The organism is Mycobacterium sp. E2462 (assembly GCF_001672685.1).
In the GTDB taxonomy this organism is placed as follows: domain Bacteria; phylum Actinomycetota; class Actinomycetes; order Mycobacteriales; family Mycobacteriaceae; genus Mycobacterium.
In genome coordinates this window covers 1-22514 of the sequence record NZ_LZKC01000325.1, presented here as the reverse complement: position 1 = coordinate 22514, position 22514 = coordinate 1, and the positions used below count along the sequence as shown (strand labels likewise).

Below are 22514 nucleotides of genomic sequence, written 5' to 3'. Positions count from 1 at the left end.
ATCGGCTGGAGCGGCTATGAAACGCTGGACGGGAAACCCGTTTCTGCGGTTCGGGCTGTCCCGTCGCGTCGGCGGCCTGCTCACCGGCGGCTTCGCTCTCGTGGGAGCTCTGGTGGTGGTGTCGTCGCAGGCCGGGTGGGAAGGCGCCGCCGCCACCCGGCCGGTAGACGAGATAGTGATAGCGCTGTGCCTGCTGGTCGGCGCTGCCTGCTCCGGCTACGCCGCGCGCACGTCGGTGCGGCGGCACCGGTTCGGCTGGCTGGCGATGGTGACGGCCCTGCTGGGCTGGGCGGCCGGCGAGGTGATCTGGGCCGTCTACGACGTGCGCCCGGAGTTGGCGCACGCCACGCACCCGGCGGCCCCCGAAGTGGTGATGCTGGCCTGGCCGTTCGGCGCCATGGGGGCGATGGTGCTGCTGTCGCACGTGTCCCGACGCAGCCCACGGCGGTTGTGGCTGGACGGCCTCATCGTGGCGACGTCGCTGTTCGTGATCTCCTGGGTGTTCGTCCTGGACCGTCAGCTGCACGCGGACAACGACTCGCTGCTGACGACGCTGCCGGAGATCTTCAACGACGTCGTGCTGTTGACCACCGCGATCCTGATGCTGGCGCGGGGCCGCCCCAGCGACCTGCCCAGCCGGCGGCTGTTGGCCGGTGGGGTCGCCACGATCAGCGTCGCCGACATGGCCGGGGTGTTCCGCACCGGCATCGGCAGCTACCACCTGAGCGACCTGCTCGACCTGGGTCGGGTGGCGGGGTTGGGCCTGATCACACTGGCCGCGCTGGCCAGCGTCAAGGCGACGCCGCTGCCGGGGTCGCGTAACGAGGAGGTCCTGTCGCGCACCCGGCTGTGGCTGCCGTATCTGCCGCTGGTGATCGCCGCGGCGGTGGGGCTGGGCCACGCGGTCGGACTGATGGCGCACGGGCCCCTGCTCGTCGCGCTGGGCGTCCTCGTCGCCGCGGTGCTGGCCCGGCAGTTCGTCGTCCTCATGGAGAACCAGAGCCTGCTGTCGGAGGTCGCGCGCGAGGCCTTCCGCGACAGCCTGACCGGCCTGGCCAACAGGGCCTATTTTCTGCACCGGCTGGAACAGGCCGTCGCCCGCGGGTGCCACGACGCGGCCCCCATCGCGGTGCTGTGCCTCGACCTCGACAACTTCAAGTCGGTCAACGACCAGATGGGGCATCCCGCCGGTGACGAACTGCTCGTGCGGGTCGCCGCCCGGCTGACGGCGGCCCTGGGCGACGAGAGCGTGACGGCCCGCCTCGGCGGCGACGAGTTCGCCGTGCTGCTCGACGGCTCCGTCGAGGACGCCCAGGCGGCGGCGGACCGGGTGCTCGAGGCCTTCGACGCCGCGATCGTCATCGACGGCGTTCCCCTCCAGGCCCGGCCCAGCATCGGTTTCACGGTCGCCACCGGCGACTCGGCGTGCAGCGTCGAACAGCTGCTCCGGCACGCCGACGTCGCCATGTACACCGCCAAACGCGAGGGCGGCCACTGCGTGCGCAGCTTCGTGTCGGATCTGCCCCTGGCGTACTCGGTTCCGCAATCCGGCGACGCACCCGGATCCGCCTTCCGGCCCAGCCCGGCCGCGCTGGCCCTCGAGGCCGCCGCGGGCGCCGGCACCGTCGGCGCGTTCGGCACCGAGACGACGGTGGGCCCAGCGTTGCGGCCCGTCGCCGCCATCGCCACGGCGCGGGCCGACCCGCCGCGCGCGGAGTCGACCGACGGCGCGCCGTGGCCGCCGCTGCTGATCCGAATCCTGTTGGCGCTGTTAGCTCTTGGCGTCGCCGCGTTCACCGTCATCAGCGTCGGCTACCGCAACGCCGGCCACGGTGGCTCGTTCGGCGAAGCGCTCTACACCGCGCTCAATGCGCTCGCCGCGGGGTTGCTCGCGGGTCGGGCATGGCGGGTGCGGGCCGACCGCCTGGCCTGGTCACTGATCGCGGCCGGCATGGCCTTCTCGGCCCTCGGCGACTTCGTGTACGCGCAGTGGGTGCCCGACGGCCAATCCCCCTCGGTCGCCGACCCGTGCTACCTGGCGTTCTACCCGTTCGCCTACGCCGGGATCCTGCTGCTCATGCGGACCCGGCTGTGGCGGGTGCCCGCGTCGGTGCGCCTCGACTCGCTGGTCTGCGGGCTGGCCGTGGCCGCGGCGGCCGCGGCGCTGCGCGCCGGCCCCATGCGCGGCGCCGCTGCCCGGCTGCCGGACACCGTGCTGGTGGGGCTGGTGTACCCGTGGGGGGATCTGGTGCTGCTGGCGCTGGCCGCCGGCATGCTGCCCATCCTGGGCCGGCGCAAGGAGCTGCGGTGGGTGTTGCTGGCCGCCGGGCTGATCGGATTCGCGGTCGCGGACACGGTGTACCTATTTCAGACCTCGGCGGGCTCGTATCGGGCCGGCACCTCGCTCGACGTGCTGTGGCCGGCGTCGTCGTGGCTGGTGGCCATGGCCGGCTGGGCGCGCTGGTCGTCGGCGGCCCCACTTCCGCGGCGCGGCCTGGCCTCCTACGGCGTGCCGGTGACCTGCACCGTGCTGGCTCTGGGCGTGACGGTGCTGGGGCATGACTCCCGGCTGGCGTCGACCCTCGCCGCGCTGAGCCTGGTGGCCGTGGCCGCGCGGTTTTCCGTGACCTTCCGTGACGTCAGCATGGTGGCCGACCGTCACAAGCGGGCCATGACCGACGAGTTGACGGACCTGCCGAACCGGCGGTCGCTGGCGACCGCCCTGACCGCACTGTCCGGTACCGCGCCGGCGGAATCGGCCGCGGTCCGGACGTCGGCGCGGCGGGCGCTGCTGCTGGTGAACGTTCCCGAGATCCACGACATTGCCGACACGCTGGGTCGCCACTTCGGCGACGAGCTGGCGTGGCACGTCGCGAATCGGCTGGCGCGCAGCGTGCGCCGCGACGACCTGCTCGCCCGGGTCAGCGACGACGAGTTCGCGATCCTGCTCGCCGAGGGGGCCGATCTGATCGCCGCCCGCGCCCGCGCCGGCCAGCTCCTGGCCGCCCTCGTCGACACCGTCCCGCTCGGCGCGCAGAGCGCGCAGACCCACGCCCGCATCGGCATCGCGTTGTACCCCAATCACTGCGACCACCCGCAGGAACTGCTCACCCGCGCCGAGGCGGCCCTGGCGCACGCCAAGTCCGGCATCAGCAACATCACCGTGTACGAGCCGGCCTTCGAGATGTACCGCGAGGACGACCCCAACCTGGTCGGCGAGCTGCGCGCCGCCCTCTTCGACGACGACCAGCTCACGGTGTACTACCAACCCAAGGTGAACGCGAGCGACGGCAGCGTGCACAGCGTCGAGGCGCTGCTGCGCTGGCAGCACCCGGTGCGGGGGCTGCTGCTGCCGGAGGAGTTCCTGCCCGCCGCCGAACGCGCCGGGATGATGCGCACGGTGGCCAACCACACCATCAACCTGGCGCTCGAGCAGATCCGCAGCCTGCGCGACGACGGTATCGCCCTGGCCGTCGCGGTCAACCTGTCGACGACCAACTTGCTCGACCTGAACCTGGCCGTCACCATCGAGCGGCTGCTGCGCAGCCACGACCTGCCGCCCGACGCGCTGATTGTCGAGATCACCGAGAGCGCGCTCGTCGACTCGCCGCGGTCCCGCGACACCGTCGCCGCGCTGCAGCTGCTGGGGGTCCGCATCTCGGTGGACGACTACGGCACCGGCTGGTCGTCGCTGGCCCGCCTGCAGGACGTGTCGGTGGACGAGCTCAAGCTCGACAAGATCTTCGTGTCGCGGCTGGCCCACGATCCCCGATCGGTGGCCATCGTGCGCAACACGGTGGCGCTGGCGCAGAGCCTGGGCGCCGACCTGGTGGCCGAGGGCGTCGAGGACGAGGTCACGCTGACCGCGCTGCGCCGCTACGGCTGCACCATCACCCAGGGCTTCGTGCACAGCCCGCCGCTGCCGGCCGACGAGTTACGGCGGTGGATCACCGGGCACGCGCCCACGTCGATCGACCGCAGCCGTCAGGCGTGAGCGTCAGAACAGCTCTTTGGCCAGCAACTCCAGGGTGGCCACCCTTGCGGGCGCGGTCGCCGCGGGCGTGCCGCGGCGGGCCGACGCGACCGGGTGCACCATCACCTCGTCGACACCGAACCGCTTCGCCAGCGCGGTGACCTGCTCGGCCGCCTCGGCGGGCGTGCCCACGACGGCGCGGCGCAGCCCGCTCTCGACGATCCGCTGCTGCTGTTCGGTCAGCTGCGCGACACGCGCCTCCTCGACCAGCGGCAACGGCCCGAGCGGCTGCCCGGTGCGCAGCTTCGCCATCACCTGCAGGTTGGGCAGGATCAACTCGATTGCCTCGTCCCGCGTTTCGGCGACCGCGGCGTTGACCGTCAGGAAGGTCAGCGGCTCGCCGGTCAGCTCGCTGGGGACGAACCGGGAGCGGTAGAGGTCGAGCGCCTCCTCGGTGCCCTGGCCCGAGAAGTGGTGGGCGAACACATACGGCAGACCCTTGGCGGCGGCCAACTGCGCCGAGTACATCGACGACCCCAACAGCCACAGCCGCGGCTCCGTGGTGGCCGCCGGTGTGGCCTTGAGCGTGTAGTCGCCCGAGCGCAGCGGGACCCGCACGCCGCGGGCGCTCATCAGCGCGGCCACGTCGTCGAGGTACTCGGGGAAGTTCTCGATATCGCGATGGCCGTCGCCGCCACGCAACGCGTACGACGTCACCGGGTCCGAGCCCGGCGCCCGGCCGATACCCAGGTCGATGCGGCCCGGGGCGGCGGCCTCGAGCAGCGCGAACTGCTCGGCCACCGCCAGCGGCGCGTGGTTGGGCAGCATCACGCCGCCCGACCCGAGGCGCAGCTGCGACGTGTGTGCGATCAGGTAGGCGATGACGACCGGCGGGCTGGTGGCACCCACGGACGGCATGTTGTGGTGCTCGGCCACCCAGTAACGCGTGAAGCCCAACCGGTCGGCGGTCTGCGCCAGCTCGACGGTGGCCGCGAGCGCGTCACCGGTGCTCTGGTCGGCGCGCACCGGAACGAGGTCAAGGACGGAAAGACGCACGTTCGCCTCAACGCCGGGGGCTCCGCGAACGTTCCCCGGGTCAGTAGTCCTTCAGGGCGATCGAGGTCACGATGCGGTCGAAGACCTCCTGCGGGATCGGTGCGCCGCCCGGAATGTTGTCCACGACCAGCCATTGGTTGCGCTTGACGTAATCGTTGAACTCGCGGTGATAGTTGGCGAAGCCGAGCTCGTGATCGACCACCCCGTCCGTCGTGGCCGCCTTGAGCTCGCCGGCCAGCACGTAGCCGCCGAGCAGCGCGACGCTGGTGCCCTGGCCCGACAGGGGCGAGCAGCAGTACCCGGCGTCCCCGACCAGGGCCACCCTGCCCCGCGACCAACGGTCCATCTTGATCTGCGCCATCTCGTCGAAGTAGAAGTCGGGCGCAGTGCGCATGTACTCCAGCAATTGGGGGCGCACCCAGCCGTCGCCGGCCATCCGTCGTTCCAGTTCGGCGAATTGCGCCTGGGTGTCGCGGTAATCGATCCGCAGGTCGGCGTCCATGAAGCCCACCATGGCCCGGGCCTCGGTGTTGTTGCGCGCGCTGTAGACACCGGCCATGGTGGCGTCGCCGTAGTGCCAGCGCTGCCAGTAGTCCAGGTCGAGGAAGTTGGGCACCGTGAAGATCGCCGCGTGCGTGCCCAGCCGCTCGAGGAACTGTTCCTCTGGCCCGAAGACCAGGCGGCGCACGGTCGAGTGCAGCCCGTCGGCGCCGATGACCAGGTCGAAATCGCGTGCGGGCGAACGCTCGAACGTCACCCGGACCGTCTCGCCGGCGTCGTCCAGCGCGGTGATGGTGTCGTCGAAGAGGTACTCGGTGGTCCATTGGCTTGCGCCGTAGAGCAATTCGACCAGATCGTCGCGCAGCAACTCGATGTCGGGGCTGTCGATCCGGCCGCCGGTGGGCGTCGACTCGGTGTCGGAGGACAGTTCGTTGCCGTCGCGGTCGACCACCGACGAGCCCCGAATCTGCGTCTTGCGTTTCTGGGCGGCCGCCAGCAGGCCCATGCGCTCGAGCACCTCCAGCGCCGGCCGCGCACGTCGATCGCCTGACCACCGGGCCGCGGGCCCCGATAGCGCTCCACCACGGTGACCGAATGACCGTGCCGCCCAAGCCAAAACGCCGTCGTCGCACCCGCCACGCTGGCGCCCGAAATCAGAATCTCAGCCATGAGCGCTCACTTGATCCCTGCCAACCTCTTTGCCTCGCGGAAAACGTCGTCGAGCATCGCTGGTGTCAACCTACCGGTGAACATGTTTTGCTGGCTCGGGTGGTAGCAGCCCACGAGCCGTACCGTGGGCGTGAGATTCGCCACGGTCCCATGCCCGAAGCGGGGTTTGCCTCCCGGCGGGGGCGGCTCGGCGGGCAGCCGCAGTGCGAGCTGCCAGGCGAAGCCGCCCAGCGCCACCACGACGCGGACGTCGCCGCGGACCAGCCGCCATTCGGCATCCAGCCACGGCCAGCAGGTGTCGCGCTCCGCCGGGGTCGGGGCGTTGGCGGGGGGCGCGCACCGCACCGGCGCGACGATCCGAATCCCATTGGCGCGCAACCCGTCCGCCGCGTCGACACTGGTCGGCTGGTTGACCAGCCCGGCCCGGTGCAGCGCCGCGTACAGCTGGTCGCCGGAGCGGTCGCCGGTGAACATCCGGCCCGTGCGGTTGGCGCCGTGCGCGGCCGGCGCGAGCCCGACGATCAGCAGCCGCGGCCGCGGCGACCCGAAGCTGGGCACCGGCCTTCCCCAGTACGGCTCGGCGGCGAAGGCGCGGCGTTTGGCCACCGCCACCTCCTCGCGCCAGGAGACCAGCCGCGGGCACGCCCGGCAGACGCTGACCAGGGCGTCGAGCTCCGGGACCGAGGCGGCGTTGTCCGCGAGCGAGACGACCTGGGCGGCGTTGGCCGCCGCCGCGGTCTGCGGGGTGGCCGGATCCCCCGGCCAGCCGGAGCCGGCGGGCACCGGGGAATCGAACGGTCGACCGGTACGGGGGTGGACGAGCACATGAACATCCTGCAGGCCGCGGGCCAGGCGCGTGAAATCCGCGCGCCCGCCCGTCGACGGGCGATTAGATTCTCACCGCGAGACCCATGAGCCAGACGAGCCGCGGCCCGGCATCCCTCATCCTGTTCGCCACCCTGCTGGCCACGACGGCCACCGGCATCTCGATCGTCGCCTTTCCGTGGCTGGCCCTGCAGCACCACGGCAGCGCGGCCGACGCCTCGCTCGTGGCCGCCGCCATGACGCTGCCGCTGGTGCTGTCCACGCTGGTGGCCGGGACTGCGGTCGACTTCTTCGGGCGCCGCCCGGTGTCCCTGGTGTGCGACGCGCTGTCGGGGGTGGCGGTGGCGAGCGTGCCGCTGCTCGCCTGGTCGTTCGGCGCCGGCGTCCTCGACGTCGGCGGGCTGGCGGTGCTGGCCTTCCTCTCGGCCGCGTTCGATCCCGCCGGGACGACGGCGCGCCAGTCGATGTTGCCGGAGGCGGCGGCCCGGGCCGGCTGGTCGCTGGACCGCACCAACAGCGTCTACGAGGCCATCCTGAACCTGGCCTACATCTGCGGTCCGGGCCTGGGCGGACTGATGATCGCCACGGTCGGCGGCGTCGACACCATGTGGGTGACGGCGGCCTGTTTCGGGTTGTCGTGGGTGGCGATCGCCGCGTTGCGGCTCGAGGGCGCCGGCAGGCCGCACCACGCGAGCCGGCCCGACGGCCTGGTGTCCGGGGTCGCCGAGGGCCTCCGTTTCGTGTGGCGGCTGCGGGTGCTGCGCACCCTGGCGCTCATCGACCTGGCCGTGACCGCCCTATACCTGCCCATGGAGAGCGTGCTGTTCCCGAAGTACTTCAGCGACCGTCACCAGCCCGCGCAGCTGGGTTGGGCGTTGATGGCGCTGGGGGTCGGTGGCGTGGCGGGCGCGCTGGGTTACGCGGTGCTGTCGGCGCGGCTGCGGCGGCGCACGGCCGTGCTGACCGCGACGCTGACGTTCGGCGCCGCGACCGCCGGCGTGGCGTTCCTGCCGCCGTTGCCGGTGATCCTGGTGCTGTGCGGGGTGACGGGCCTGGTTTACGGCCCCATCCAGCCGATCTACAACTACGTGATGCAGACCCGGGCGCCGCACCGGCTGCGCGGCCGGGTGGTCGGGGTGATGACGGGCCTGATGTACGCGGCCGGCCCGCTGGGATTGCTGGTGGCCGGCCCGCTGGCCGACGCGGCCGGGCTGCGCGTGACGTTCCTGGCCCTCGCCGTGCCGATATTGGTGATCGGGTGCGTCGCCTGCGGCCTGCCGTCGCTGCGCGAACTGGATACGACCTTGCCGATTTCTGAGAGCCCCGCACCCGGGAACGGGCCTACTATCGGGCCGTGAGCACCGACGCCCTCGCCAGCCTGATCGACGATCTGCCCGAGGGGATGGTGGTCACCGATCCGGCCGTCACCGAGGGTTACCGCCAGGACCGCGCATTCGACCCGTCGGCGGGCAAGCCGCTGGCCGTGGTGCGGCCGCGGCGGACCGAAGAGGTGCAGACCGTGCTGCGCTGGGCCACCGCCCACCGGGTGCCGGTGGTGACCCGCGGGGCCGGCAGTGGGCTGTCGGGCGGGGCAACCGCGCTCGACGACGGCATCGTGTTGTCGACGGAAAAGATGCGCGACATCGCCGTCGACCCGGTGACCCGCACGGCCGTGTGTCAGCCCGGCCTGCTGAACGCCGAGGTGAAAAAGGCCGTCGCCGAGTACGGGCTGTGGTACCCGCCGGACCCTTCGTCCTACGAGATCTGCAGCATCGGCGGCAACATCGCCACCAATGCCGGCGGCCTGTGTTGCGTGAAGTACGGCGTGACCACCGACTACGTGCTGGGCATGCAGGTGGTGCTGGCCGATGGCACCGCCGTGCGGCTCGGGGGCGCCCGGCTCAAGGACGTCGCAGGGTTGTCGCTGACCAAGCTGTTCGTCGGCAGCGAGGGCACGCTGGGGGTCGTCACCGAGGTGACGCTGCGCCTGGTGCCCAAGCAGAACGCGTCGAGCATCGTGGTGGCCACCTTCGCCTCGGTCGAGACGGCCGTCGAGGCGGTGCTCGGCGTGACCGCCCGGCTGCGCCCGTCGATGCTGGAGTTCATGGACGCGGTGGCGATCAACGCGGTCGAGGACTCGCTGCGCATGGACTTGGACCGCGGCGCGGCGGCCATGCTGGTGGCCGGTTCCGACGAGCGCGGCCGCGCCGGCAGCGAGGACGCCGAGATCATGTCGGCGGTGTTCGCCGAGATCGGTGCCACGGATGTCTTCTTGACCGACGACCCGGACGAGGGTGAGGCGTTCGTCGCCGCCCGCCGGTTCTGCATCCCCGCCGTCGAGGCCAAGGGCTCGCTGCTGCTCGAGGACGTCGGGGTGCCGCTGCCGGCCCTGGGCGATTTGGTGACCGGCATCGCGCGCATCGCCGCCGAGCGGGAGCTGATGATCTCGGTGATCGCGCACGCCGGTGACGGCAACACGCACCCGCTGATCGTCTACGACCCCGCCGACCCCGCGATGACCGAGCGGGCGCATCTGGCGTTCGGGGAGGTCATGGACCTCGCCGTCGGGCTGGGCGGCACGATCACCGGCGAGCACGGCGTCGGGCGATTGAAGCGGCCGTGGCTGGCCGGCTACCTGGGGCCCGAGGTGATGGACCTCAACCACCGCATCAAGCGGGCGCTGGATCCGGAGGGCATTCTCAACCCCGGCGCGGGGATCTGACTTTCCCGCGTTCCCCGGCCGCCGGGCGTTGACATATCGCCATTGCTGTCGTACGAATGAGACATGACTGCCGTTATGTCTCATAGCGCGCCCGCCACGTTCGAACTGGCCACCGCCGAGACCTGGCCGAATCCCTGGCCCATGTACCGGGCGTTGCGCGACGACGATCCCGTGCACCACGTGGTGCCGCGCAACCGCCCGGACCACGACTACTACGTCCTGTCCCGGCACGCCGACGTCTGGTCGGCGGCGCGCGACCACGAGACGTTCTCCTCCGCCCAAGGGCTCACCGTGAACTACGGCGACATCGCAATGATCGGGCTGCAGGACAATCCGCCGTTCGTCATGCAGGACCCGCCGGTGCACACGGAATTTCGCAAGTTGGTGTCACGCGGGTTCACGCCGCGCCAAGTCGAGGCCGTCGAGCCCACGGTGCGCGACTTCGTCGTCGACCGCATCGAGAAGCTCCGCACCGCGGGGGGCGGTGACATCGTCGCCGAACTGTTCAAGCCGTTGCCCTCGATGGTGGTCGCGCATTACCTCGGCGTGCCCGAGGAAGACCGCGCGCAGTTCGACGGCTGGACCGACGCGATCGTCGCCGCCAACACCGCCGAGGGCGGCGTCGCCGGCGCTTTGGAGACGGTCGGCGACGCGGTGGGGTCGATGATGGCCTACTTCACCCGGCTCATCGAGCGGCGCCGCACCGACCCCGAGGACGACACGATCTCGCACCTGGTGGCGGCCGGCGTCGGCGCCGACGGCGACGCCGCCGGCACCCTGTCGGTGCTGGCCTTCACCTTCACCATGGTCACCGGGGGCAACGACACCACCACCGGAATGCTCGGCGGTTCGATGCCGCTGCTGCAGCAGCGGCCAGACCAGCGGCGGCGCCTGGTCGAGGATCCGAGCCTGATCCCCGCCGCGGTCGAGGAACTGCTGCGGCTGACCTGCCCGGTCCAAGGGCTGGCCCGCACGACCACCCGTGACGTCGAGGTCGCCGGGGTCACCATCCCGGCCGGCCGCAAGGCGTTGCTGCTGTACGGCTCGGCCAACCGCGACGAGCGTCAATACGGTTCGGACGCCGGCGAACTCGACGTGACCCGCAACCCGCGCAACATCATGACCTTCAGTCACGGCGCCCACCATTGCCTGGGCGCGGCGGCCGCCCGGATGCAGTCGCGGGTGGCGCTGCGCGAGTTGCTGGCCCGCTGCCCGGACTTCGAGGTCGACGAATCGGGGATCGTCTGGTCGGGCGGCAGTTACGTGCGGCGCCCGTTGTCGGTGCCGATTCGGGTGCGCGCCTGATGCCGACCGATTGGCTGGGACCCAGCCGCAGCGAGGCCGCGGTGGACCGCATCCTCGACGCGGCCGAACGGCTCTACACCGAGCGTGACCAGGACTCCATCGGAATGAACGAGATCGCCAGGGCCGCAGGGTGTTCGCGCGCCACCCTGTACCGGTACTTCGAGAACCGCGAGGCGCTCCGCACCGCCTACGTGCACCGCGAGGCCCGCCGGCTGGGCCGCGCGATCCGCCAGCACATCGACGGCATCGACGACCCGCGCGAGCGCCTGGTCGCCAGCATTGCGGCCACGCTGCAGCTGGTGCGCAGCAGCCCGGCCCTGGCGGCCTGGTTCGCCACCACCCGACCGCCCCTCGGCGGCGAGCTGGCCGGTCAGTCCGAGGTGATCACCGCGCTGGCCGCCGCGTTCGTCAGCTCGCTGGGCCTGGAGGACGCCGCCGTGGTGGAACGACGCGCGCGCTGGGTGGTGCGGGTGATCACCTCGCTGTTGCTGTTCCCCGGGCGCGACGACGCCGAGGAGCGGGCGATGCTGGAGGAGTTCGTGGTGCCTGTCGTGACACCGCTGAGCAGCCGCCGCTAGGCGGGCGCCCCGTCAGTCGCGGACGCGCGTGAAGCGGTGCAACAGCCGGGCCGGCGGGATCGTCAGCACCAGGGTGGCGACATACAGGTGCAGCATCGAGCCCGTGTACACCCGCGCGCCCACCACGTAGTCCATGGCGAATTCCATGGTGATCAAGTGGATCAGGAAGATTTCGTAGGAGATCTCGCCGAGCCACAGCATCGGGCGGCTGGCCAACAGCCGCGAGTACCAGCCCTGACTACTGCTAGCGCCCCCCAGCACCAGGGGCGTCACCGCGAGCGCGGCGATGACGGTGTAGAAGACGGTCTTGTAGAGCGCCTCGCTCAGCGTGGCCGGGGACGTGGTCGGCGCGCCGGCGATGGGCGTCGAGACGATGAAGTAGCAGATGACGGCCAGCGGGATCGCCACGAACGCGTAGGCGCGCACCCCCATCTGCTGCAGCACGGTCAGCGCCATGCCGGCGAGAAACCAGGCCAGGTAGGTCGGCAGCCACAGCCGCGCGCCGTCGGGGAACCAGTGATCGGTGTGCACCAGCACCAGCCACCCGGGGCTGATCAACGCGAGGCCCGCCAGCGCGGCCAACGCCAGCTTCGGTTGCCACCGCCGTCGGCAGATGACCGCCAGCAGCAGGTAGGCCAGCAGCGGCAGCACCACGTAAAACGAACCCTCGACCGCCAGGCTCCACATCTGAGTCAGCCCCTGGTGCAGGTACTTGCCCAGGTAGCCGTTGCAGTAGATCTGCGTCAGCGTCAAGTTGCGCGCCAACCCCAGCCAGCTGTGCCCTGGATTGGGTCCCGCCTCGCGGAAGTGGTAGAGCACATAGGCGAACAGGACGGTGATGACGTAGGCCGGCATGATGCGCCGAACCCGGTGCCACGCATAGCGACTCAGCGACGGCAGCGGTCCCCCGGTGGCGGCCGACTTCACCCACGGCCGGAACAGCAGGTACCCGGAAAGCACGAAGAAGATGGGTACCCCGATCTCCATGCGGGCGCCGACCAGGCCCCAGTAGCCATGCGTGTACTTGCCGGTGGTGTACGCCGCGTGGGTGCCGACCACCAGCAGCGCGGCGACCGCGCGGATGCCGGTCAGCGACGCGACCCGGTCGACGCGCGAGGTCTGCTCCAGGCCGCCCTGGGCGTCCTGTTCTTCCGACAGCGTCATCCGTCGTGTCTTTTGCGTGGCTTGCCGCTGCGCGGTCGGTCGGCCTTGCCGCCACCACCGGATGACCGGTCCGGCCGCAGGTCGATCAGCACACCCGAAATCCGAGTCTGCTCAAGCTTTTTCAACGTCGATCCCGGTAGCTTGGCCGGTAACTCGACGAGGGAGAAGTCCGGGCCGATGGCGATGTGCCCGAAGTCGCTGCGGTGCAACCCGCCCTCGTTGGCGATGGCGCCGACGATGGCGCCCGGGCCGATCTTGTGCCGCTTGCCCACCGAGATGCGGTACGTGGCGAACGGGCGGGTGCTGCGCGGCTTGCCCGCGCGCTCGCGGCGCTCGTCGCGGCCGCGCTCCTCGCGGCGGCGCTCCGGCGGCGGTTCGGGTGCCATGAGAAACGCCTCACCGTCGCGGGACTGCAGCGCAAGCGCCGCGGCGATCTCGGCCATCGGGACGTTGTGTTCGCGCTCGTAATCCTCGACCAGCTTGCGGAACAACTCGATCCCCGGGGCGCCCAGCGCGGCGGTGATGGAGTCGGCGAACTTGGCCACCCGCTGCGCGTTGACGTCCTCGACGGTGGGCAGCTCGGATTCGGTGAGCGTTTGCCGCGTGGCCTTCTCGATCGCCTTGAGCAGGTGGCGTTCCCGCGGCGAGACGAACAACAGCGCGGTGCCGGACCGGCCCGCCCTGCCGGTGCGCCCGATGCGGTGCACGTAGGACTCGGTGTCGTGCGGGATGTCGTAGTTGAGCACGTGCGAGATGCGCTCGACGTCTAGGCCGCGGGCGGCCACGTCGGTGGCGACGAGGATGTCGATGCTGCCGTCCTTGAGGGCGGCGACGGTCCGCTCGCGCTGCGCTTGGGCGATGTCACCGTTGATCGCGGCGGCGGAAAACCCTCGGGCGCGCAGCTTTTCGGCCACCTCCTCGGTGGCCTGCTTGGTACGGACGAACACGATCATCGCCTCGAAGGGCTCGACCTCGAGCACCCGGGTGAGCGCGTCCATCTTGCGCGGCCCCGCCACCTGAATGTAGCGCTGCGAAATGTTCTCGGCCGTAGCCGTTTTCGCCTTCGACGTGATCTCGACGGGGTCGTGCAGGTATTTGGACGTGAGTTTGCGGATCGCCGGCGGCATGGTCGCCGAGAAGAGGGCGACCTGTTTGTATTCGGGTGTCTCGGCGAGGATGCGGTCGACCTCTTCGGTGAAGCCCATCGTGAGCATCTCGTCGGCCTCGTCGAGCACCAGGTAGTCGACGTGCGACAGGTCCAGCGTGCCGCGTTCCAGGTGGTCGATGACGCGGCCCGGCGTGCCGACGACGACCTGGGCGCCGCGCCTGAGGCCGGCCAGCTGCACGCTGTAGGACGAGCCGCCGTAGATCGGCAGAACGTTGATCTTCAGGTGCGCGCCGTAGCGGCTGAACGCCTCGGCCACCTGCAACGCCAGCTCACGGGTGGGCGCCAGCACCAACGCCTGGGTCGCGAAGCTGTTGACGTCGATCTTGGACAAGATTGGTATCGCGAACGCGGCGGTCTTGCCGGTGCCGGTCTGGGCCAGCCCGACGACGTCGGAGCCGGCCATGAGCGCCGGGATGGTGGCGGCCTGGATGCCGGTGGGCGACTCGTAGCCGACGTCGGCGATCGCCCGCAGGACTGCGGGGTGGATCTGCAGGTCGGCGAATGTCGTCGAGGCAGCCTCGGGCGAGCTGTCCGGGTGGGTCATCGCCCAGGAGTTTAGTGGTGACCGCGAGCGCAGCACAGCTGGGCGAAGCGGGTCACCACCATCGAGCCCCGCGGTGACCGCGAGCGCAGCACAGCTGGGCGAAGCGGGTCACCACCATCGAGCCCCGCGGTGACCGCGAGCGCAGCACAGCTGGGCGAAGCGGGTCACCACCATCGAGCCCCGCGGTGACCGCGAGCGCAGCACAGCTGGGCGAAGCGGGTCACCACCATCGACCCCCGCGGTGACCGCGAGCGCAGCACAGCTGGGCGAAGCGGGTCACCACCATCGAGCCCCGCGGTGACCGCGAGCGCAGCACAGCTGGGCGAAGCGGGTCACCACCATCGAGCCCCGCGGTGACCGCGAGCGCAGCACAGCTGGGCGAAGCGGGTCACCACCATCGACCCCCGCGGTGACCGCGAGCGCAGCACAGCTGGGCGAAGCGGGTCACCACCATCGGACCCCGCGGTGACCGCGAGCGCAGCACAGCTGGGCGAAGCGGTCGGCACAGCGCGGGCTTGTCGCGGTCGCGCGGACGCAGCCGGTACGGTGCCTGACGTGTGGTCGCTAGCTCGGGCCGAGCCGTTGACCGGCTCGGCCGCAGTCGCATTGATCGCTTTGACCGTGGCCGGCTGCGGGTCCGGGGACTCGACGGTCGCCAAGACGCCGCAGGCGACCACCTCCGAGACGGCGTCGATCACCGCACCGGCCGCCTCGGCCGCCCCGCCGGCCGGCCCCCCGCCCAACGCCGCGCCAGCCGATCCGTGCGCGGTCAACCTCGCCTCCCCCACCATCGCGAAGGTGGTCTCGGAGCTGCCGCGCGACCCGCGCAGCCAGCAACCGTGGAACCCCGAACCCCTGGCCGGCAACTACAACCAGTGCGCCCAGTTGTCCGCGGTGATCATCAAGGCGAACACCAACGCGATCAACCCGACCACCCGGGCCGTGCTGTTCCACCTCGGGCAGTTCATCCCCCAGGGGGTGCCCGACACCTACGGCTTCAACGGCATCGACGCGGCGCAGACCACCGGTGACACGGTGGCGCTGACCTACCCCAGCGCCATCACCAACCTGAGCACCGACGTGAAGTTTCACTGGAACGGCAACGGCGTCGAGCTGATCGGCAACACCCCCGGCCGCTGAGCCCGCCGCGGATCCGGCAGCACCGCGCTGTCGGATGCCTGACCTACAGTGGCTCAAGTGTTCGTGACCGGCGACAGCGTCCTCTACAGCGCGTCGGACCTCGCCGCGGCCGCTCGCTGCGAGTTCGCGCTGCTGCGGGACTTCGACGCCAAACTCGGCCGCGCACCCGCCGTCGCGGTGGAGGACGACCTGCTCGTTCGCACCGCCACCCTGGGCGACCACCACGAGCGCCGCGAGCTCGCGCGGCTGCGCGACGAGTTCGGCGACGGGGTCGCGACCATCGGCCGCCCGGCCTACACACCGGCCGGGCTGGCGGCGGCCGCCGCGGCCACCCGGCGCGCCGTCGCCGCGCGCGCCCCGGTGGTGTACCAGGCCGCCATGTTCGACGGCCGCTTCCTCGGATTCGCCGACTTCCTGCTGCGCGACGGCGAGCACTACCGCGTCGTCGACACGAAGCTGGCCCGCTCGGCCAAGGTCGCCGCGCTGCTGCAGCTGGCGGCCTACGCCGACGCGCTCGCCGCCGAGGGCGTTCCGGTGGCGCCGGAGGCCGAGCTGCGGCTGGGCGACGGGACGTCGGTGCGGTACCGCACCTGCGACCTGGTCCCGGTCTACCGCGCCCAGCGCGCCCGGCTGCAACGGCTGCTCGACGACCACCTGGCGGGCGGCGCCGCCGTGCGCTGGACGGACGACGGGGTGGGCGCCTGTTTTCGCTGCCCGGTGTGCACCGAGGAATTGCGCGCGACCGACGACCTGCTGTTGGTCGCCGGGATGCGGGTGGGCCAGCGGGACAAGCTGATCGACGCGGGCGTCACCACGCTGGCAGAGCTCGCCGAACACCGCGCGCCCGTTCCCGGTCTGGCCCCGGCCGCGGTCGGCAAGCTGGAGGCTCAGGCCGCACTGCAGGCGCGGCAACGCTCGACGGGTGTTCCCCAGTACGAGATCGTCGATCCCCAGCCGTTGACCCTGCTGCCCGAGCCGGACGCGGGCGACCTGTTCTTCGACTTCGAGGGCGACCCGCTGTGGACGCCCGACGGCCGGCATTGGGGCCTGGAATATCTTTTCGGCGTGCTGGAGGCGGGACCCGCGGGCAAATTCCGGCCGCTGTGGGCGCACGACCGCGTCGACGAACGCAAGGCTCTCACCGACTTCCTGACGCTAGTGGCCAAGCGCCGAAAACGCCGGCCGCACATGCACATCTACCACTACGCGCCCTACGAGAAGAGCGCACTGCTGCGCCTCGCCGGGCGCTACGGCGTCGGCGAGGACGAGGTCGACGAGTTGCTGCGCAGCGGCACCCTGGTCGACCTCTATCCGTTGGTGCGCAAGAGCATTCGCGTGGGCGCCGACTCGTTCAGCCTCAAGGCGCTCGAGCCGCTCTACATGGGATCACAGCTGCGCGCCGGGGACGTCACGACGGCCACGGGATCGATCACCTCCTACGCGCGGTACTGCGAGCTGCGCGCCGACGGCCGGCGCGAGGAGGCCGCGTCGGTCCTCAAGGAGATCGAGGACTACAACCACTACGACTGCCGCTCGACCCAAGAGCTGCGCAACTGGCTGATGTTGCGCGCGTACGAATCCGGCGTGCTGCCCGTCGGCGCACAACCGGTCAGCGACGGCAACACCGTCGAGGACCGTGACGGGCTGGCGATGACGCTCGCGGCGTTCGGTGGCGCCGCCGGCCTGGGCGACCGCACCCCCGGGCAGACGGCCGTGGCGTTGCTGGGTGCGGCGCGCGGCTATCACCGCCGCGAGGACAAGCCGTTCTGGTGGGCGCATTTCGACCGCCTGAACTTTCCCGTCGACGAATGGGCCGACGACACCGACGTATTCGTCGCCGAGCACGCGTCGGTCGCGCACGATTGGCACACGCCGCCCCGGGCGCGCAAACCGCAGCGGCGGGTGCGCCTGCGCGGCGGGCTGGCCCGCGGCGACCTGACCAAGGACGTGTTCGCGCTGTACGAACCGCCCGCGCCGGCAGAGATGAGCGACAACCCCGACCGCCGCGCCGCGGGGCGCGCGACGGTGATCGAGGCCGACGATCCGGCGGTGCCCTCCGAGGTGGTGATCGTGGAGCGCGTCGGCGCCGACGGCGACACGTTCGACCAGCTTCCGTTCGCGCTGGCCCCCGGCCCACCGATCGCCACCACGGCGCTGCGCCAATCGATCGAGGTCACCGCGGCCGAGGTCGCCGAGGCGCTGCCGGGGCTGCCCGCGACGGCCGTCGTCGACATCCTGCTGCGCCGCGCTCCCCGCACCCGCAGCGGCGGCGCGCTGCCGCACGCCGGCGACGCCGTCACCGACATCACCGCGGCGTTGCTCGACCTGGACGCGTCCTACCTGGCGGTGCACGGGCCGCCCGGCACCGGCAAGACGCACACCGCCGCCCGGGTCATCGGCGAGCTGGTCACGCGCCACCGGTGGCGGGTGGGCGTGGTGGCGCAGTCGCACGCCACGGTCGAGAACGTGCTGTCGTGCGTCATCGACGCCGGCCTGGATCCCCAGCGCGTCGGCAAGAAGCGCCACGACCACGGCACACCGCCCTGGCGGGCGCTCGACGGCGGCTCCTACGCCGCCTTCATCGCCGACACCGCGGGCTGCGTGATCGGCGGCACGGCCTGGGATTTCGCCAACGCCAACCGGGTGCCGCCGGGCAGTCTGGATCTGCTGGTGATCGACGAGGCGGGCCAGTTCTGCCTGGCCAACACCATCGCCGTGGCCCCGGCGGCCGCGAACCTGCTGCTGTTAGGCGACCCCCAGCAGTTGCCCCAGGTCAGCCAGGGCACCCATCCCGAGCCGGTCAACACCTCGGCGCTGGAGTGGCTGGTCGACGGGCAGCGCACGCTGCCCGACACGCGCGGATACTTTCTGGACCGCTCCTATCGCATGCATCCCGACGTGTGCGCGGCGGTATCCAGGTTGTCCTACGAGGGCCGGCTGCGGTCCCATGAGTGCACGGCGGCTCGGCGCCTGGACGGGTGCCGCCCCGGCGTCCGCGTCCACGCCGTGCCGCATCACGGCAATTCGACGGAAAGCCCGCAGGAGGCCGACGCGATCGCCACCGAGATCGGCCGGCTGCTGGGCGCTTCCTGGACCGACGAGCACGGCACCCGGCCGCTGACCGCGGCCGACGTGCTGGTGCTGGCGCCCTATAACGCGCAGGTCGCGCTGCTGCGACGGCGACTGGCCGCGGCCGGACTGGGCGACGTGTGGGTCGGCACGGTCGACAAGTTCCAGGGCGGTCAGGCGCCCGTCGTGTTCATCTCGATGACCGTCTCGTCGATGGACGTGGTGCCGCGCGGGATTTCGTTCCTGCTCAACAGGAATCGGCTCAACGTGGCGGTCAGCAGGGCGCAGTACGCGGCGGTGGTCGTGCGGTCCCCCGCGCTGACCGACTATCTGCCCGCCACGCCGGCCGGCCTGATCGACCTGGGGGCGTTCCTCGCGCTCACCGCGGGGGCTTGACCTCGGCCTAGAGCCCGGTGGGGCGGCGGGGACCGTCGTCGGGGTCGCTGCGGCGTGGGCCGTTCGGCGGCGGCGGGCCCGGCCGGCCGCCGCGCGAGTCGGCGCGCAGCCCCGCGACCGGGCGGAACCGCCGTTGGCTATCGGCGTGGAAGCCGTTGCGCCCCAACGCGTTCGGCCGCGACGTGGGCGCCGGATCGGCGGCCACGCGGCGGCGCGCGTCGACCGGGTCGGCGTGCGGGGCGACGCGGTGCCGTCGCGGCGGCACGGGCACCCGGCCCGAGCGGGGCGGCTCGCCGCGGGGCACCGGCCCGGCGTCGCGGGCCGGTGCGTCGTCGGCGTCGCGCAGCAACACCAGCTCGACGTACTCGTCGTCGTCGTAGTCGTCGTCGACGACGTCATCCTCGGCCGCCCAGCGGTCGGCGCCGGCGCGCGCACCGAAACCGCGGGCGGCGAACCCGACCACGAAGAGGGCCGCGATGATCCCGAATAGCGCGACGAAGGCCGGGAGCCGCACCGACTGCGCCATCGCGGCGGCGAACGGCTCGCGCAGGAACTCGGGCAGTTGCAGGGCCGCGGCGGCGTCGCCGCCCTCGTCGGACGCCTGGGGCGGCATCTCCCCCCCGATCCGGTAGGTCATGAACGCGGCCATGCCGGCGCTGCCGAGCACGGCGCCGAGCTGGCGGACGGCGTTGTACACGGCCGAGCTGGCGCCGGCCAGTTCCGGCGGCTGGTTGCGGGTCGCGGTCGCGGTGAGCGGCGACCACACGAACGCCATCCCGACGCCGACGACGCCGAACGGCAGGACCAGCCGCCAGATCGGCGTCTCGGGGGCCATCTCGAACGACAGCCACGTCAACCCGATCGCCAGCACCGAGAAGCCGAAGCCCAGGACCGGGCGCGGGTGGTAGCGGTCGACGATGCGGCCCACCAGCGGCGCCAGCACGCCGTTGGCGATCGCCATGGGCGCGATCAGCAGCGCCGAGCGGGTCGGCGAGAGCCCACACACGTCCTGCGCGTAGAAGGTCACCGGCAGCATCATGGCGGTGGCCGCGAAGGAGGTGATGGCGACGCCGGCGTTGCACAGGCTGAAATCGCGGTCGGCGAAGATCCGCAGCGGGATCAGCGGTTCGTGGGTGTTGACCGACTGCCAGTAGACGAACGCCGTCATGAACCCCACGCCGGCGACGATCATCGCCCAAATCCACGGCTCCCAGCGCGCGGCCTGGCCCTGCTGGAGGCCGAACACGATCAGGAACATCCCCAGGCCCGACAGGCCCACGCCGAGCACGTCGAATCGGTGCGCCTGGGTGGGCAGCACCGGCACCAGCCACAGCGCCAGCGCCAGGCCGACGATGCCGACCGGCACGTTGACGAAGAAGATCCACTGCCAGCCCAGCCCGTCGACCAGCACGCCCCCGACCAGCGGGCCCACCAGGCTGGCCGCGCCCGCGGTCGCGCCCCACAGGCTGACCGCCACGCCGCGCCGCTCGGGCGGGAAGATCCTGGTGATCGTGGACAGCGTCTGCGGGGTGAGCACCCCGGCCCCGACGCCCTGCGCGACCCGGGCGGCGATGAGCAGCGCCGCGCTGCCCGACAGACCGCACCACACCGAAGAGACGGTGAACAGCACCAGCCCGATCAGGTAGAGGTTCTTCGGGCCGAATCGGTCGCCCAGGCGTCCCGCCACCAGCAGCACCACCGCGTATCCCAGCAGATAGGCGCTGGTCACCCAGACGACGGTGTCGTAGCCGATGCGCAGGTTGGTCATGATCGTCGGGTTCGCGATCGCGACGATGGTCGAGTCGACCATGATCATGAAGAACCCGATCATCAGCGCCCACAGCGCGTTCCAGGGGTTCTGCGAGCGCGGCGGGCTGTGCGTCAACAGCCCCACCAGCGCGGCGAGCCGCGGCGGAAGCGTGCCCGCGCGGGGCGGGCCCCCGGGCCCGCGGGGCGTCACCGCGGCCATGTGACCCACCTCGTTTCCGCTTCGACGCTGCCGTCCGGCCAGGTCACCCCGGACCGGCACAGAGATTAAGCCTGCATTATTCAGGGTCCGGCAAGTCTTGAGGCAGCGGTGGGCACCAGACGGGGTAGACAGGGAAGGACAGTGGGGCCGGGTTGGCCGTGCTCGGTCGGCGTCCCCGGCCGGCGCGTTAGCCTGGAGAAACGCCATCACGCAGGAGAGACGATATGTGGGCCCGACGAAAAAGGTCTTCAGACCGCTTCCCCACGTCCAACGCGGAGTCCGACGCGGACCGCGCGGCGGCCAATGGGCGGCCGAAGATGTCCGCGCGCGCGTTGGCGCAGGTCATCGAGCGCAGCTCGCGCATCCAGGGGCCCGCCGCCGAGGCGTACGTGACGCGGCTGCGTAACGCCGACCCCGACGCCACCCCGGCGCAAATCCTCACCAAGCTGCAGAAGCGCTACGTCGCCATCGTCACGGCGGGCGGCGTCGCGGTGGGGGCGACCGCGACCATCCCGGGGGTCGGCACGCTGAGCGCGCTGTCGGCCGCGGCGGCCGAGACGGTGACGTTCCTGGAGGCCACCGCGTTCTTTGTGCTGGCCGTCGCGGTCGTGCACGGAATCCCCGCCGAGCACCACGAGCGGCGCCGCGCCCTGCTGCTGGCCGTGCTGGTGGGCGACAACGGCAAGCAGGCGGTCTCCGACCTGCTCGGGCCAGGCCGCACCAGCGGTGGCTGGGTGTCCGAGAGCGTGGCCGCCCTCCCCCTGTCGTCGATGTCGAGCCTGAACTCCCGGCTGCTCAAGTCGTGGGTACGCCGCTACACGGTGCGCCGCAGCGCGCTGCTGTTCGGCAAGCTGCTGCCGGTGGGCATCGGGGTGGTGGTGGGCGCCGTCGGGAACTACCTCGCCGGCAAAAGGATCATCCGCAACGCAAATCGGGCGTTCGGTGGCCCGCCCACGCGCTGGCCGCGCGCGCTGCACCTGGTGCCCCCGGCGCACGAAGCCGGGTAGCGCCGCCCGCCGGCGCCTTTCGCCCTCTGCCTGGCGAATTAGCGGCGAGAGGTTAGCCTTTATAGGGCGGGAACGTCGCGGATCGCCAGGACCGCGAGGCGCGTCCCGCCAGCTGGGGACGACAACGTGGCAGGCGCTCGATGCGCTTGCGAGACAGAGGAATTGAGGCGAACAGCGGTCGTGAGCAACATAAGTTCACCATTCGGGCAGAACGAGTGGCTGGTCGAGGAGATGTACCGCAAGTTCCGCGACGACCCCTCCTCGGTCGATCCGAGCTGGCACGAGTTCCTGGTCGACTACAACCCCGAGCCAACCAGCGAACAGGTCGCCAGCGCCCCGGCGCAGAACGCGGCGCCCGCCCGGCGTGACGATGGCGACGTAGCGCTTCTGCAGCTTGGTGAGGATTTGCGCCGGGGTGGCGTCGGGGT

The 22514-nt window shown here is 71.5% G+C and carries 14 protein-coding genes and 1 pseudogene; 9 read left to right on the top strand and 6 right to left on the bottom strand.

The features are described 5' to 3' along the window. Positions 1-16 precede the first annotated feature (16 nt). Positions 17-3994, top strand: coding sequence for a diguanylate cyclase domain-containing protein (locus A5714_RS17020; RefSeq protein WP_082959798.1), 3978 nt, complete (start codon positions 17-19; stop codon positions 3992-3994). A 3-nt stretch (positions 3995-3997) separates the two neighbouring features. On the opposite strand, the gene A5714_RS17015 is transcribed toward A5714_RS17020, so the two are convergent. The 3 genes and pseudogenes from A5714_RS17015 to A5714_RS17005 all read right to left on the bottom strand — a co-directional run bounded on the left by A5714_RS17015 (position 3998) and on the right by A5714_RS17005 (position 7039). Then, complete coding sequence (locus tag A5714_RS17015; RefSeq protein WP_068287028.1) at positions 3998-5029, bottom strand: LLM class flavin-dependent oxidoreductase; 1032 nt, start codon at positions 5027-5029, stop codon at positions 3998-4000. Positions 5030-5069: 40 nt separating this feature from the next. After that, positions 5070-6199, bottom strand: a pseudogene (locus A5714_RS17010) (FAD-binding protein). A gap of 6 nt (positions 6200-6205) precedes the next feature. Next, positions 6206-7039: a uracil-DNA glycosylase gene (locus A5714_RS17005; RefSeq protein WP_068287024.1), complete on the bottom strand. Its 834-nt coding sequence runs from the start codon at positions 7037-7039 to the stop codon at positions 6206-6208. 71 nt (positions 7040-7110) lie between these two features. On the opposite strand from A5714_RS17005, the gene A5714_RS17000 reads away from it, so the two are divergent. From A5714_RS17000 to A5714_RS16985, 4 genes are all read left to right on the top strand, one after another. Beyond that, positions 7111-8382, top strand: coding sequence for an MFS transporter (locus A5714_RS17000; RefSeq protein ID WP_068287022.1), 1272 nt, complete (start codon positions 7111-7113; stop codon positions 8380-8382). Further along, on the top strand, positions 8379-9746 hold the full coding sequence (locus A5714_RS16995) for an FAD-binding oxidoreductase (protein ID WP_068068963.1): 1368 nt from the start codon (positions 8379-8381) through the stop codon (positions 9744-9746). Before A5714_RS17000 ends, A5714_RS16995 begins: the two co-directional genes overlap by 4 nt. A 63-nt stretch (positions 9747-9809) precedes the next feature. Beyond that, entirely contained in the window at positions 9810-11051 is a 1242-nt protein-coding gene (locus A5714_RS16990) for a cytochrome P450 (protein WP_197513759.1), read from the top strand. Then, on the top strand, positions 11051-11629 hold the full coding sequence (locus A5714_RS16985; protein ID WP_068068969.1) for a TetR/AcrR family transcriptional regulator: 579 nt from the start codon (positions 11051-11053) through the stop codon (positions 11627-11629). Before A5714_RS16990 ends, A5714_RS16985 begins: the two co-directional genes overlap by 1 nt. Before the next feature lie 12 nt (positions 11630-11641). On the opposite strand, the gene A5714_RS16980 is transcribed toward A5714_RS16985, so the two are convergent. Together A5714_RS16980 and A5714_RS16975 are read right to left on the bottom strand one after the other, a co-directional pair. Next, the gene (locus A5714_RS16980) at positions 11642-12793 is read right to left on the bottom strand and encodes an acyltransferase (protein WP_068287016.1); all 1152 of its coding nucleotides are present in this window, start codon (positions 12791-12793) and stop codon (positions 11642-11644) included. Further along, on the bottom strand, positions 12790-14505 hold the full coding sequence (locus tag A5714_RS16975; RefSeq protein ID WP_068068974.1) for a DEAD/DEAH box helicase: 1716 nt from the start codon (positions 14503-14505) through the stop codon (positions 12790-12792). The genes A5714_RS16980 and A5714_RS16975 overlap by 4 nt, the downstream gene beginning before the upstream one ends. Before the next feature lie 546 nt (positions 14506-15051). Between A5714_RS16975 and A5714_RS16970 the strand changes: the two genes are divergently transcribed. Continuing rightward, the gene (locus A5714_RS16970; RefSeq protein ID WP_068287013.1) at positions 15052-15645 is read left to right on the top strand and encodes an LppP/LprE family lipoprotein; all 594 of its coding nucleotides are present in this window, start codon (positions 15052-15054) and stop codon (positions 15643-15645) included. A gap of 57 nt (positions 15646-15702) precedes the next feature. After that, a complete protein-coding gene (locus tag A5714_RS16965; RefSeq protein ID WP_068287010.1) occupies positions 15703-19110 on the top strand; it encodes a TM0106 family RecB-like putative nuclease in 3408 nt (1135 codons plus the stop codon). Positions 19111-19117: 7 nt separating this feature from the next. On the opposite strand, the gene A5714_RS16960 is transcribed toward A5714_RS16965, so the two are convergent. Next, the gene (locus tag A5714_RS16960) at positions 19118-21079 is read right to left on the bottom strand and encodes an MFS transporter (RefSeq protein ID WP_082959796.1); all 1962 of its coding nucleotides are present in this window, start codon (positions 21077-21079) and stop codon (positions 19118-19120) included. 224 nt (positions 21080-21303) lie between these two features. Here A5714_RS16960 and A5714_RS16955 point away from each other — a divergent pair, with 224 nt between their 5' ends. Together A5714_RS16955 and A5714_RS25470 are read left to right on the top strand one after the other, a co-directional pair. After that, positions 21304-22086, top strand: a complete 783-nt coding sequence (locus A5714_RS16955) for a hypothetical protein (RefSeq protein WP_068287007.1) — start codon at positions 21304-21306, stop codon at positions 22084-22086. Between the two features lie 180 nt (positions 22087-22266). Then, positions 22267-22514: hypothetical protein (locus tag A5714_RS25470; protein ID WP_231975911.1), on the top strand; the 248-nt coding region annotated here is incomplete at its 3' end.

Bases quoted from the DNA above. Each gene is read 5' to 3' on its own strand.
- A5714_RS17020 (WP_082959798.1), top strand. From the start codon at position 17: ATGAAACGCTGGACGGGAAACCCGTTTCTGCGGTTCGGGCTGTCCCGT.
- A5714_RS17000 (WP_068287022.1), top strand. From the start codon at position 7,111: ATGAGCCAGACGAGCCGCGGCCCGGCATCCCTCATCCTGTTCGCCACC.
- A5714_RS16990 (WP_197513759.1), top strand. From the start codon at position 9,810: ATGACTGCCGTTATGTCTCATAGCGCGCCCGCCACGTTCGAACTGGCC.
- A5714_RS16985 (WP_068068969.1), top strand. From the start codon at position 11,051: ATGCCGACCGATTGGCTGGGACCCAGCCGCAGCGAGGCCGCGGTGGAC.
- A5714_RS16980 (WP_068287016.1), bottom strand. From the start codon at position 12,793: ATGACGCTGTCGGAAGAACAGGACGCCCAGGGCGGCCTGGAGCAGACC.
- A5714_RS16975 (WP_068068974.1), bottom strand. From the start codon at position 14,505: ATGACCCACCCGGACAGCTCGCCCGAGGCTGCCTCGACGACATTCGCC.
- A5714_RS16960 (WP_082959796.1), bottom strand. From the start codon at position 21,079: ATGGCCGCGGTGACGCCCCGCGGGCCCGGGGGCCCGCCCCGCGCGGGC.
- A5714_RS16955 (WP_068287007.1), top strand. From the start codon at position 21,304: ATGTGGGCCCGACGAAAAAGGTCTTCAGACCGCTTCCCCACGTCCAAC.